12 protein-coding genes are annotated in these 12,788 nt (G+C 38.3%); 3 read left to right on the forward strand and 9 right to left on the reverse strand.

Going from position 1 to position 12,788, the window contains the following annotated elements:
- Window positions 1-78: 78 nt before the first annotated feature.
- From QNI15_RS29810 to QNI15_RS29820, 3 genes are all read left to right on the forward strand, one after another.
- The gene (locus QNI15_RS29810) at window positions 79-516 is read left to right on the forward strand and encodes a hypothetical protein (protein ID WP_313998803.1); all 438 of its coding nucleotides are present in this window, start codon (window positions 79-81) and stop codon (window positions 514-516) included.
- Window positions 517-709: 193 nt separating this feature from the next.
- Entirely contained in the window at window positions 710-1,549 is an 840-nt protein-coding gene (locus QNI15_RS29815; RefSeq protein WP_313998805.1) for a hypothetical protein, read from the forward strand.
- Between the two features lie 452 nt (window positions 1,550-2,001).
- On the forward strand, window positions 2,002-2,358 hold the full coding sequence (locus tag QNI15_RS29820) for a hypothetical protein (RefSeq protein WP_314035325.1): 357 nt from the start codon (window positions 2,002-2,004) through the stop codon (window positions 2,356-2,358).
- A gap of 8 nt (window positions 2,359-2,366) precedes the next feature.
- Here the strand turns inward: QNI15_RS29820 and QNI15_RS29825 are convergent, their stop codons facing one another.
- The 9 genes from QNI15_RS29825 to QNI15_RS29865 all read right to left on the reverse strand — a co-directional run bounded on the left by QNI15_RS29825 (window position 2,367) and on the right by QNI15_RS29865 (window position 12,762).
- Window positions 2,367-2,873: a hypothetical protein gene (locus QNI15_RS29825; RefSeq protein ID WP_314035327.1), complete on the reverse strand. Its 507-nt coding sequence runs from the start codon at window positions 2,871-2,873 to the stop codon at window positions 2,367-2,369.
- Between the two features lie 155 nt (window positions 2,874-3,028).
- The gene (locus tag QNI15_RS29830; protein WP_313998810.1) at window positions 3,029-3,982 is read right to left on the reverse strand and encodes a DUF3078 domain-containing protein; all 954 of its coding nucleotides are present in this window, start codon (window positions 3,980-3,982) and stop codon (window positions 3,029-3,031) included.
- Between the two features lie 354 nt (window positions 3,983-4,336).
- Window positions 4,337-4,942, reverse strand: a complete 606-nt coding sequence (locus QNI15_RS29835; RefSeq protein ID WP_314035329.1) for a gluconate 2-dehydrogenase subunit 3 family protein — start codon at window positions 4,940-4,942, stop codon at window positions 4,337-4,339.
- A 63-nt stretch (window positions 4,943-5,005) separates the two neighbouring features.
- Complete coding sequence (locus QNI15_RS29840; protein WP_314035331.1) at window positions 5,006-6,751, reverse strand: GMC family oxidoreductase; 1,746 nt, start codon at window positions 6,749-6,751, stop codon at window positions 5,006-5,008.
- A gap of 143 nt (window positions 6,752-6,894) precedes the next feature.
- Window positions 6,895-7,407 carry a hypothetical protein gene (locus tag QNI15_RS29845; RefSeq protein WP_314035333.1) on the reverse strand — a complete coding sequence of 171 codons (513 nt, stop codon included), beginning with the start codon at window positions 7,405-7,407 and terminating at the stop codon, window positions 6,895-6,897.
- A gap of 120 nt (window positions 7,408-7,527) precedes the next feature.
- Window positions 7,528-9,903 (reverse strand): M43 family zinc metalloprotease, encoded by a 2,376-nt coding sequence (locus QNI15_RS29850; protein ID WP_314035335.1) that lies wholly within the window; start codon window positions 9,901-9,903, stop codon window positions 7,528-7,530.
- 82 nt (window positions 9,904-9,985) lie between these two features.
- The gene (locus QNI15_RS29855) at window positions 9,986-10,489 is read right to left on the reverse strand and encodes a lipocalin family protein (protein ID WP_313998819.1); all 504 of its coding nucleotides are present in this window, start codon (window positions 10,487-10,489) and stop codon (window positions 9,986-9,988) included.
- A 6-nt stretch (window positions 10,490-10,495) separates the two neighbouring features.
- Window positions 10,496-11,344, reverse strand: a complete 849-nt coding sequence (locus tag QNI15_RS29860) for a Calx-beta domain-containing protein (protein ID WP_313998821.1) — start codon at window positions 11,342-11,344, stop codon at window positions 10,496-10,498.
- Between the two features lie 50 nt (window positions 11,345-11,394).
- Window positions 11,395-12,762, reverse strand: a complete 1,368-nt coding sequence (locus tag QNI15_RS29865) for a RagB/SusD family nutrient uptake outer membrane protein (RefSeq protein WP_314035337.1) — start codon at window positions 12,760-12,762, stop codon at window positions 11,395-11,397.
- Window positions 12,763-12,788 lie beyond the last annotated feature (26 nt).

Raw genomic sequence — 12,788 nt, forward strand, 5'->3', positions numbered from 1 at the left:
AAGAAAGGTTTTTAAATTTATTATGTTGACAGTATTGATCTGTTTTTTTTAAAACTTCATTTACTAAGTTGTATATTCATGGCAACCTTAATCATAAGCCAAATGGAACCTCACTTTACATTAACTGACAACGAATTTGAAAAACAATTCCAGGTCTGTGTGCTTGATCCAATCCTCTTCACCCACGAAGCTCATTTGCGACTTGCCTGGATACATATTTATAAGTATGGTGCAGATACAGCCATTGACAATATTCGTTTTCAACTACAACAGTTTGTGGACCATTTGGGAGCAAGGGATAAGTATAATGAAACCGTGACGATAGCTGCCATAAAAGCCGTGTACCACTTCATGCTTAAATCAAAGACAGATAACTTCAAGGACTTCATTACAGAAAATCCAAGACTAAAATACAATTTTAGAGAACTAATGGCATTTCATTATACAACTGACATTTTCAACTCACACCAGGCAAAAGAAAAGTATCTGACTCCGGAATTACTACCTTTTGATTAATGCTTTTATAAGGCACCTGTTCATTAAAATAAGAATATATAGTCTTGTATCCTACATTTTCCATATGAACTGTGTTATTAATCTTTGTGAGTGAGAGAAGTAGTTATTGAGTTTTGTTTCCTTTCAACAGGAAAAAACATTAATAGTATGATGGTTTTATTGCTCCAACTCCAACATACATTTAGATCAACTAATGGATAAAAGCATCTTCATAATCCTACTCTACTTTATACTACAAGTAAATACCATAGCACAAAACATTCCTCTTTCTATTACGCTGAATCAGAAGGCAGATGTTAGATATAACAAGGCAAAAAAGATAGAAGTACACGAGCATGCCTACTTTGGAGGGAGTAAACCTGTTCCTGTCACAGAATATATTCAGTTTTTGAATAAGAATAATCTGGTGATTTCAGAAGAAAGTCTGGAAAAGACCAAGTTCTTCTATAATCACAAATATACCATTGATAGCTTAACAGGCTTGAAGCTTTTTCACGCATCTGAGAGATGGGACCCTTTCTTAGGCCATAATCTGTCTCTGTATGTCTATCACTACGATCAGCATGGCTTTTATATAGGAGTTACCCACTATAGCCCTGATACATTAGGAAGAAAAATCAGTAGAACTATTCTTAAAGTCAATGAAAGAGGACATCCTATAGATTTGGCTTTTTTTGATAGTAAAGACAGCTTATCTAAAGGGCCTAACAGTGCAAGATATCTGTATAATCAAAATCAATATATCTTAACTCATTTATCTGTAGATGGAAAGAAAGTAGAAAAAGATACACTTGTTTTAAATCCATTGGAGGACTATAAATTTAAAAATCCGAATAAGAAGTTTAATCAACAAGGGGATCTGCTTTGGGAAAGTGTTTCCAGAAATAGTTACAAGTTATATGAATACAAGTATGATCAGCAAAATAATTGGCTGGAAAAGAAAGAATATATAGTGACAATAGATAAGAATGGAAAAAAGAAGAAAAAATCAGAACGACTTTACACCCGAAAAATAGAGTACTGGGATGAGTGAGGTATATTATTCATTAGCCTACATCTTTTGTATATGAATACACTTTCTCTTACAATTTATAGAGCCCAAGATGTGTTCACAAATTCCCAGACAAGAACTACATAAACCAGAATAGTACCTGAAAAATAAGAGTACCTGCCAAACAACACCCCCAACAATAATCCAAAGCCAGCAGACTAAGTATTCTGAGCTATCCACTTCATAAATAGTGCCTTTGTACATAAACAGTTTTATTCTTTTATGTCTGGTTAGGTTAATAGATAACTTTTGCCAGCATTTTACTTCTTTGAAATGTGTCAAATACCTACTTGTGGTAAATACTCAATTACAAAAACAGGTATTTATCCGCTTTTCTTAAAGACGCAGTTTTACAAGTTTTGCAGATAAGAGAATACAGCGTTTACCCATTACTGCATTCCAAGAAAGATGCAGGTTGCTTGCATACTAAATAAATGACAATTACTTTAATAAGACTGTTAACTGGATATTCGTTTGATTTTATATTGCCTAATTGGGAAAATGTCCCCGCTGTAGGAGAAGTTATAGAGTTATACATGGGTAATTTTGGTATACAGGTTCCCTCAGATCTTCCATTTATAGAACAGGAAAAACGTATGCGTATGGTTGAAAAGTTATTTCAACTCCTCCCTACTGTACGAATTAAAGTTATCCGTAAGGAGGTAATTTCTGAAGATCAACAGATCAATCTATATATGTACAAAGAAGATAGCCAAAGTAGCAATGAAAAAGACTATGGTTCCAATGAAAAAATCATTTCGCTCATGAGAGAGCTTTCTGAAAATGCATAGGGTCGTTCTCAGTCATCCCAATGATTAAACAACTCATACCCTATAGTCTCGCCATGAAAAAGCTGGTAATCATTTTTTTTGCATTCAATTGTACGTAACGTCAACTCAATCTCTTTCCGCTCAACTCCAATCTGTTTGAGTTTATATTCTAATTCTGCTTCATTAGCAAATGATAAGTTTAAAACCTCAGGAGCCAATATGTTGTATTCAGTATGATGAGATGTCAGAGATAAAATAAGAGCTTGTTCAATTTCTGGTTCCTGGACAAAACCATCCTTAAAAAATTCGTTATTATCTAGTAAATTAGTGTCAACTACTCCAAATATAGGAGCATAGACATTAGAAACAATTATCCTTTGTCTCTTAGGTCTTATCTGTGATTCCAGAACTGCATGCTGAAAAGTGGTTGGATACTGATTTTCAACAATTTCTTTAACTAGCCACTTTCGGCTAGTATACGCCTCTATATCGTAAATAACAGATCTGAATAACTGTTTTGGATAATGCTTCTTCATTTGAACCAATAAGCGATTTGTCTACCATAGGGACTAACCATAAGTATACTAAATTACGCCTTCACTCTCCTATTTATGGGTATAGTATTAAATAACAATAGCCTCTACAATACTGCAACGAGGCTATTATCTAAATGGTTAGTATATGGTCTTATCTATTTCTTTGCTTCCTTAAAGGTAGTTACGTTGTATAGGAACCCAATACCCAACACTTGTTGCACTTGTATGTCTCCACTGATATCAGAGTCATAAATACTGGTTAACCCGAATGTAGAGCTAAAGAATCGATTGATCTTTGCTGTTAAAGAGATATCCAGTCTGTGATCCGGATCAAATGTTTCATAGTTTAAAAACATCTGATAACGAACCTTCAGGTTGACATTGGGAGCAATGTCCTTATTTAATTCTGACTGAAGTTGAAACGCCAGCCATTCAGTACGTACCGTCTTACCCGCAGCAACACCATAAGCTACAGCAGTAGGATCTTGTACAAAGACACCCGAACCAGCGACCGTCTCCCGATATCGAACGGCATCATCTGTCACAAAGGTAAAGCGGGGAGCAAATGGTGAGACACGCAGAGAAAACCAATCGACAGGCTTATAGGCCACCCCCCAGGCAAATGTCAGGAAGGCAGGTGAGAAGAATCTGGATACAAACAAGTCGCTATCCTTTGTACCATCATTATTGCTATCCCGCTCTCCATATTTATAGCCAGCAGCAAAGAAAGAGTTAAATGTACCAGACATAAACAAGTCGAGATGATTGGCAATCTTATACCCTGCCACCGAATTCAGATAAAGCTGATCAGCAGCTTTTCTTACTCCGATATTCTGTTGTTTCACAAAACCTAGTTGCAGATCTGCTACATTGTCCCATGACCATTTTTCTTTTTGATACAAAGCACGCCCATTGATCAGGCCTCCCAGAGAAATAGAGTTCACACCACCCCCAGCCCAGTTGGAGCTAAAAGATGCCTGATTAAAATTGATTCCACCATTAAAGGATTTTTGCCAGTATGTGGTATCTGTCCGAAGTGTATCTGTTTGTGCATACCCCACAAAGGTTATTGATAAAAACAGAACAGTTAATAGTTGTTTTTTAATCATGCTGCCTAAAATTTAGAATTGAAATAAGTGGTCAATGAAAGTATTGAAATAGCACATTTCAAATACTAACTTCTTACAAAGGAAAAAGTTTTTATACCTGGCAACAAATATACATTAGTATATAAAAGATCCAATATAATGTATTTAAAGATAGAACTCTGATTTATAGGACTCTATAGACATTTACAGTATATTCCAGACAGCTGTGGGTTTCTTTCAGTTTGAAAAAATCGTAGAAGAAGTACTACAGATATAGGATTTTTAAAATATACGAATGTATTCACTTATAAAAAACAATACCCTGTAGAGATGTTATTCTACAGGGTATTAAGACAAGAATTTATCTTTTTGGATCTAATAGCTCAATCCATATTGTTTAAGTACATCTTCAGGAACTCCATCCCATTGATTGGGTGTATTTCCCATATAGCCGATATCCTTAATTCCCATCTGGCTGCTAAAGAATCCCGCAGCAGTCAGATTGCGCATTAGATTAAAGAAGGCAACACCCTGACTCATTTCAGGTTTAGCCTGTTCAGGATAGGCGATATCGTCTACTATTTCAATACGTTGAGCAGCAGTACACAGAGCAAATGCTTTTCCAAATCGTTTGTTGGACTGCTGATTAATCCACTGTAATCCTCCTGTCAGAGGAGTCTGGAGCGAAGGAATATCTTTTGCCATAAATTCAATAAACTCAGGCACCTTAGCTTGTGACGCACTTCCCGAATGTGCATCAGCAGGAATAATAATATCACACAAGATGCGAATAGTTTGTAATTCCGTATCTGTGAAATACTTTTCAGACATCAGCTTTGCGTCCCGGATCGCTTCTTTTTTGGTACGACCACCTGGAATAGTTACGGGTGTCTGTGGTGGCTTAACATCTACGGGTGCTGTAACAGTAAGGCCAGCAAGTGAACTCAGTGTTAAAGCTTTAAGTGACTCTCTACGTTTCATATCTTAGTTAATGCTATCGGTTTTGATCATATCCAGACAATGGTACTTTAGTCAGCTAGTTTCCTATATATTTCCCTTCTTCACCTCTTCAGTCAGGTATTCTGATGTACGCATAGAAGAAGCGAGAATAGTCCATGTTACGTTTTTATCACCCTGAGATACAAATGGGGCTGCATCTACCACAAATAAATTTTTCACAGCATGTGCCTGCTGGAATTTATTCAGTGCAGATCGTTTGGGATCATTTCCCATACGTACCGTACCAATCTCATGGATAATTTTACCAGGAGCTTCCAATCCATAGTTACGATCAGCACCTGGCTTCTGTCCTAATGGGATCCCACCCATTGCATGAATAATCTCTTCAAAAGTATCCTGCATATGTTTTGCCTGCTTTACCTCGTAATCAGACCACTTGTAATGGAATCGCAGTACAGGAATACCAAATCTATCCACTGTAGTAGGGTCAATCTCACAATAGTTGCTTTCCAATGGTACAGGCTCGCCTCGTCCGGCCATACCGATAAACGCACCATAAAAACGACGATAGTCTTCTTTCAGCGATGCACCATATCCTCCGGCAGGCTTCATCTTACCATCTTTTCCAGGTACTTTTCCGTTAACCCCTTCCAATCCTGACATAAAGCCATACGTTGGCATTCCCATACCTCCACCATATTCAATATGATATCCTCTTGGGAAATCCAGTTTCTTATTATCTAACCACCAAGGGGTGTATACGTGCATTCCGCCTACTCCATCTTCGTTGTATCTTTTCCGATCCATCAATGCTGGTACAAATGCAGACCGTCCTGCACCTGTAGAGTCGTTCAGGTACTTACCGATGATACCACTATCGTTAGCTAGTCCATTCGGGAAACGAGCGGATTTGGAGTTCAGCAACAAACGTGCAGACTCACACGCACTAGCTGCCAGTATGACTACTTTTGCTTTTACTTTGTATTCCTGAAGATTGACTGTATTGACATACGAAACGCCTGTACATAGACCAGTCTTGTCGTCTGTCAATACCTCTCTCACCATGGCATTATTTACCAATGTCAGTTTGCCTGTCTTCAAGGCTGGCTTTACAAGTACAGAAGAAGAAGAAAAATCCGCATACGCCTGACATCCCCGGTTACACTGATGACAGTAGAAGCATTGGCCTCTTTCGTCATTGATAGGCTGGGTTAGGATAGACAAACGGGATGGAATAACGGGCACACCGATATCTTTACCTGCTTTTTTCAGCATTAACTCATGCAAACGTGGCTTGGGAGGCGGAAGGAAAATGCCATCCGGTTCATTTGGGAAGTTTTCTACTGTTCCAAAAACACCTATCAACTTATCTACTCTATCATAATAAGGTTTGATATCATCATAGGTAATTGGCCAGTCGTCTCCAATACCTGTCAGGGTACCACGTCTGAAATCGTCTGGACCGAAACGGAGAGAAATACGACCCCAGTGATTGGTACGTCCACCTAACATACGAGAACGGAACCAGTGAAACTCTGTTCCGGGAGCAGCAGTATAAGGCTCTCCCTCAATCTGCCATCCGCCCCATGCCGCATCAAAATCTCCGAAAGGACGGGTTGTGCTGGCACCTCTCCGTGGAGATTCCCACGGCCATTTAAGCTGTGTAATATACTTAGCATCAGCAGGATCATAGTAGCCACCGGCTTCCAATAACAAAACATTTGCTCCTGCTTTGGTTAGCATATAAGCTGCCATACCCCCACCAGCACCAGACCCAACAATGCATACATCAAACTCTTTGGGTTGCTCCTGAATATTAAAATCTGACATGATGATAAATTAGAAGGAATTGAAAATATTTTTTATAAAACTAATACAATTTTAAAGAATATTTACTTTATAGTGAAAACGAAAGACATAAAAAAAGCACGCATTAATGCGTGCTTCTCAAAAGCATATACTTTTTTAAAAGCTTAGTCAGCAGCAGTAAAAGTATAAGTAATTGTGTAGGCTGTTGTAGAACTGGACAAATAGGTAGTTGCTTTGAAAGAGGTTGAATTTAATTCTGTAATCGTCCAGTTCTCAATATTTTGTGTGAAATACGATATATATCCTCCACCAGTAAGTACTAAGGCATCTTTATCCCCACTCATAAACCAAGTACCAAATACACTAATCTTATCCCCTCCACAAGATGTTCCTACATCATCTATTGTGTATTTACCATCACTTGTAAAACTAAAGACATCATCTCTCATACAAGGAGGAAAGTACTGGTTGTAGAGATCTGAAATTGGAGTAATAACTGTAGTATCATCTTCATCTACAAAAGGAATAGGCTTATCAGAAGATAATGCAGTGAGACGCCATGAATGAGCAACCAACAGATCTGCATTTGTCTGAGGTTTGGGATCATCGTCTTTGCTACAGGCAAATACAGTCAAAGCAAGAATGGCCAAAAGAAAAAGTTGTCGAAATTGTCTCATGGTTAGGTTTGGATTAAATTATCTTATACAAAATGAAAAATCTGTCTATAATAAACAATATTTCTTCGTTCTATTTACACTAAAAATACAATTCTGTACCTCAATGGCACTTCTATCCCATTAAATCTTTACAATCTTCCGCATTACCTTCCAGCTATTCAACCGAAACTCTACAATGTATATTCCGGCGGCTACGGATCCCAGGTCGATAGTTTTCACATATTCCGCAGTTGTCTTTTGTTCCTTCACACCAGCTACCTTTTGGCCAATAAAGTTATACAGTGAAATTTCCACATTGCCTCTTATCGAATTGGATAAGGCAAATTGTAATTGACCTTCAGTAGGATTCGGACTAATAATCAGGTTTCGTTCAATAGGATTAGGTTCTACAGCAGTAGGATTTCGTACAAATACAGTAATAGAAGCCTCTGGATTACATAAATCCGTCCCCGTTCCTGTTACAGTATAAGTAGTAGTTTGTGTAGGATACGCTATCACCTGTGCACCCAGTGAAGAACTCAATGTAGTAGCAGGTGTCCAAGTGAATAAACCTGCGCCTCTGGCATTGAGAGTAACAGGCTGTCCTGCATCTGTAAATAAGGTCGAGGCCCCTACCTGCACAGATTCATTCATTCCAACATTAGCTGTGATGGCATGTGCCACATTTATACCTCTGGAGATAGAATAGGTTTGCCATACACCCTGAGAATTACGTTCCCAGGCAGTAATCTGAGAGGACTGACCATTTTGATTGGAAACTATTGCTACAGAATCTTTCTTATCATAGTTCAATATTACACCTATGAAGAAAGGATAACCACCAACAGGTACGTTTCGGTCAAACGAAATCTTTGTTTCTCTATTTTGAGCTACATCCTGCAAAATAGTTCTTAGTGGTATTTCTTTCTGTTCAAGAATTTGTCCTGGACTACTTTGCAAACCACGTGCATTCCAAACCACTACAGTCACTGTTGATTCGGTAGCAGATCCTTCAGCAGCATAGGCATAGCCAAAACGGATAGAGGTACCACTTACATTCTCATAGCCAAGATTATTGCCAAAATATTCAGCTTTCGCCTGATCCTTCCGGGAGTTATGCCCTGTTATATACCCTGTTGCAGGAGAGGTTTCTTTCAGGACAGTAGCGGTGCCTTTAAAGTTCGTGATGGAATTACATAAGCCAGCCTCTAATACTTCAATGTAATCAGTACGAACCAACGGAGCAGAAGAACCTATAGAGTTTATAGCCACCAGTGTCACATTAAACTTACCTGGAGTATCATATGTTACAACTGGGTTTTGAGCGGTTGAGGCAGATGGATTTCCACCTTCAAATGTCCATTGCCATTGAGTTGGCAGGTTAGCAGATAGATCTGTAAAGGTTACTTTACCACCACGTAATACTTGTTGTTTATCTACCCGGAAGTTAGGAATAGGTGCTTCTACAATGGCATTACCACATACATTAGATGAAATCAGTTCGCGTCTGCGTGGACTGATCTCCATCACAGCCAGCATTCTTGTTTTCTGTCCTCTTGTAAAGATATTCGAACAGGCATCGTCCGAATAATCCATATAGTTTTCTACCATATTGGCAGTACCACAAGAAACTCGTCCTTTCTGGCACCCGCGACTTTCTGACTGTTGAGTAGGTGTATCATCTACATAATCTGTAGCACAATTGCCATCCCCCCATATATGGCGTAAACCTAACCAGTGACCTGTTTCATGTGTAAGCGTACGACCCAGATCATAGGGAGCTTGCAGAACAGGAAAACTACCTTTGTCTTTGGACCCAAAGGCGGTATACTTAATCACTACCCCATCTGTACTTGCAGGACCACCATCTTCAGGCATACCACCTAATCCTGATTTGCTGGGAAACTGGGCATATCCCAGCAAATTTTGTGCGCTGCCTGTAAAATCAGCAACCCAGATATTATAATAACGATTAGGATCCCAAACGGTTAATGGTTTTACTTCGCCATCCATCTGTTCTTTGGTAAATGCAGCACGGGAACCTTGTCGACGGTCAATACCTTTTTCGGCCATTGCTATTCCCTGTGGATTAAAAGCAGCGAGACAAAACTCTATTTCTATATCCGCACCCCTAGAATCTGTATTATAGCCACGAGAACCAGCCCTACGGCGAAAATCCTCATTCAAAACATCCAACTGTGACTGTACCTGAGCCGCGCTAATGTTACGTCCTTGTCCTATGGCTTCTCCATTATGGATAATATGAACTATCACAGGAATAGTAATCACAGCAGCAGTGGTACGTCCAGATTGTCTTTGTAGTTCAATCTCTTTAACCTTGCTCTGTAACTCCAGTTCAAAGTCAATAAGACTTCCAAGTTGGGGATACTTCTTTCGCAATAAAGAATCCATCTCCATAGTAGCACATCTATTTACTTGTTGTTGTGCAATAGATGGAATAATTGCAAGTAAGATAAAAGTAGATAAAATTAATATTTTGAGTAAAAGTAGCTTCATAGAAGTATTTGCTATTATCCAGAATTCATTTACTGACAAATATGAAATAGGTGTTGGTTAGTGCTAACCTTATCTTATTAGATTAACCTCCCTGAATTGCATTAAAAGTAAAGCGATAACTAGCCTCAATATCCAGAAAATAATATTCAACAATAAATGATGTTGCTGTTATTTGTTTAAGAGTAAAAGGGATAGAAGAAGATCCAGAAAGAAAAGGTATTGGAATAGCTAGTGTTGCAGTAGCATTTATTAATGCCCAATTTCCTTCATAAGCATCAGGTTCAGCTTCATCACATTTGGAGTCGCCATTCTGTATTTCTACCTCTTTGGCAGCATTTGCATAGAATGTATATATATCATTTTGCTCACAGGGAAAAAGTCTTGCATTATATACCTGACCTTCATCTACTACCTGAAATGCAACAAGTTGCCACTTTTTACTTTCTTTTCCTGTCAGTAATTGTGAAAAAGTATAAGGTTTAGGCTCAATCTTTTCAGAACAGGCAGAGCCACCCCAAAAAAGCCCACCCAAAACGAAAAAGGCTTTCCCTATTCTCCAGGCTATATTTTGTATAGAGGTATACATTCAACGTTAATTTTTTTGTGGAATGAAAGTCAAAGTTGGTAAGGCAATAACCGTATCTCTGGTTGGATTAGAAAGAGGAAACTTTAGTTGAATATTTAGCAGCAGGTTTCCATTCTGAGGATTCCATGAGCCAGTTCCACTCAATACAACATCACCATTATTCTGTGCAGGAATTTCAATTGTATTGTCTTTTTTGTCAATAATGCTTAATGTGGGATGAATTGCATTAAATGAAAAGATATCGAAGTCAGGTCGATTAGCAAAGCCAATATTCCAGTTAGACAGAATAAAGTTATCACAATCTACACTTGTCACCTCAACATTTGGTACAGTAATCGTAGATGATCCTATTTTGCGTGTTCCAATATAATAACCACCCAAAATACAGTCATCTTCAATAGTATAAGTCATGTGACGACCAATATTGTTATTTTTACCAAATCCTACAATTAGTGAAGTTGGAGATACATCTGTCAATGTGAATGTAAGAGTCTGTGATTCTAGTCGATCATTTGCATTATTAATCAAACGAACCTGGATCTCTCCAAAACTTTGATTTGCAGGAATCACAACAGTACCTTTTGTTCCCAATATTGTGTAATCTATACCTTCACGGGCAGTGCCACCCACCAAATATTTCACGGTAATATCCTCATTCAACTGAGGTCCTACGTTGTGTATCTGTACTTTGACAATTTGCGGATAACTTTCTTTCACTGAGGCAACAGTATCTGTAAAACGCACATGATAGGGTCCCTGAAAAGTAATCCTATCAGCTTCACAGGAAAATACAGAGCCGGCTAATCCCGTAATAAAAATGATCTGTATAACTTTTGTAAGTAGTAGTTTCTTCATTGCCATTGTACTAAAAAATGTAATATTGGATCTGTTCTGACTTTATTCTATTAATAGCCTGGGTTCTGATGCCCTCTCAAGGCGGGATTGCGTTGTATTTCTATTTGAGGTACAGGCCAGACAGTATAGGTATCTTTCCAATTTGAAGAAAAAGTTGTCATTACGGCATTAGCTCTCTGAGTTCGAACTAAATCATACCATCGATGCCCTTCAAATGCCAGTTCATACAAACGTTCATTCTCTATAGCTGTTAATATATCAGACTGATTACTGGATGTAATTGTATTTGCTTTGGCACGAGTTCTCAGTACGTTAATATCTGCGATTGCTCCACCTGCCCCTGTTAACTTACCCTGACGTGCTCTGGCTTCGGCCCGGATCAAATACATTTCAGCTAGTCGGAACAAGACAATGTTATTATTATCCGCATCCGAAGTACCATATTTTGCCACAGAAAATCCATTATCGTTGCCCCGCTGATTTCGTACATCAAAACTTACAGTCAGGTTACGATCTCCGGATTCATTGTTAATAATCTTCAGAAGGAATGAATTGGCAGGAATCACCTCTCTCCTACCAACAAATAGATTATTAAGACTATAAGTATCACTTCCAGGATCATCTGTTGCTCCATATCCTACTTCAAGAATGGATTCTCTTGTAAAATCTTTGGTAACGATAGTACTGAAACTCGGTTCAAGTTGATATTGTCCAGAGTTAATAACCTGTGTAGCAAACTGTTCAGCCTGTACCCAATCCCCTTGATATAAATAATATCTGGCAAGTAGAGCTCTAGCAACATATTTGGTAGCGTATCCTGCACCAATAGTAGAAGAATCAGGAAGTCCACCTATAGACTGTGTAATATTCTCCAGAGCAAAAGCAAGTATTTCTTCCTTTGAAGAACGACCAATATTGCTATTGGTTTCAACATCTGTAGTAGTGACAAGTGGAATACCACCAAAAGTATTTGCGCCTATAAAATACACATATCCTCTTAAGAGTCGAGCCTCAGCCATCAATCGATTCTTTTCAACAGTCGGTACACCAGCTAAGCCAGGCAAGCGTTCTTCAATGAAGTTAGTAATATAAACAACATTATAAATAGTTCTCCAAAATTCTGCTGCGGCCTCATTAGTTGAAGGTATCCTTTTATTACTTAACTCATTATAAACTGTAAATGTACCATTATGTACAACAAGATCAGCAGTAAGATCACCAGCAACCACAGACAAGGCTGCAGTACTTCTTAGTGCATTATATAACCCAATACGTACTTGTGGTACATCATCCGGAGAGGTTAACACAATCTCAGCTGATAAAATATTGTTAGGTTTAGGATTTAGTACATCTTCACATCCACAAAGAGTACATATAAATAATCCAATAATGAATATATATAGTATTGATCCTCGCATTAATCAAATTCTTTAGATAGTAAACA

The organism is Xanthocytophaga flava, from assembly GCF_030068545.1.
Classification (GTDB): domain Bacteria; phylum Bacteroidota; class Bacteroidia; order Cytophagales; family 172606-1; genus Xanthocytophaga; species Xanthocytophaga flava.

Bases quoted from the DNA above. Each gene is read 5' to 3' on its own strand.
- QNI15_RS29845 (WP_314035333.1), bottom strand. From the start codon at position 7,407: ATGAGACAATTTCGACAACTTTTTCTTTTGGCCATTCTTGCTTTGACT.
- QNI15_RS29830 (WP_313998810.1), bottom strand. From the start codon at position 3,982: ATGATTAAAAAACAACTATTAACTGTTCTGTTTTTATCAATAACCTTT.
- QNI15_RS29865 (WP_314035337.1), bottom strand. From the start codon at position 12,762: ATGCGAGGATCAATACTATATATATTCATTATTGGATTATTTATATGT.
- QNI15_RS29850 (WP_314035335.1), bottom strand. From the start codon at position 9,903: ATGAAGCTACTTTTACTCAAAATATTAATTTTATCTACTTTTATCTTA.
- QNI15_RS29810 (WP_313998803.1), top strand. From the start codon at position 79: ATGGCAACCTTAATCATAAGCCAAATGGAACCTCACTTTACATTAACT.
- QNI15_RS29820 (WP_314035325.1), top strand. From the start codon at position 2,002: ATGACAATTACTTTAATAAGACTGTTAACTGGATATTCGTTTGATTTT.
- QNI15_RS29840 (WP_314035331.1), bottom strand. From the start codon at position 6,751: ATGTCAGATTTTAATATTCAGGAGCAACCCAAAGAGTTTGATGTATGC.
- QNI15_RS29825 (WP_314035327.1), bottom strand. From the start codon at position 2,873: ATGAAGAAGCATTATCCAAAACAGTTATTCAGATCTGTTATTTACGAT.
- QNI15_RS29860 (WP_313998821.1), bottom strand. From the start codon at position 11,344: ATGAAGAAACTACTACTTACAAAAGTTATACAGATCATTTTTATTACG.
- QNI15_RS29835 (WP_314035329.1), bottom strand. From the start codon at position 4,942: ATGAAACGTAGAGAGTCACTTAAAGCTTTAACACTGAGTTCACTTGCT.
- QNI15_RS29815 (WP_313998805.1), top strand. From the start codon at position 710: ATGGATAAAAGCATCTTCATAATCCTACTCTACTTTATACTACAAGTA.
- QNI15_RS29855 (WP_313998819.1), bottom strand. From the start codon at position 10,489: ATGTATACCTCTATACAAAATATAGCCTGGAGAATAGGGAAAGCCTTT.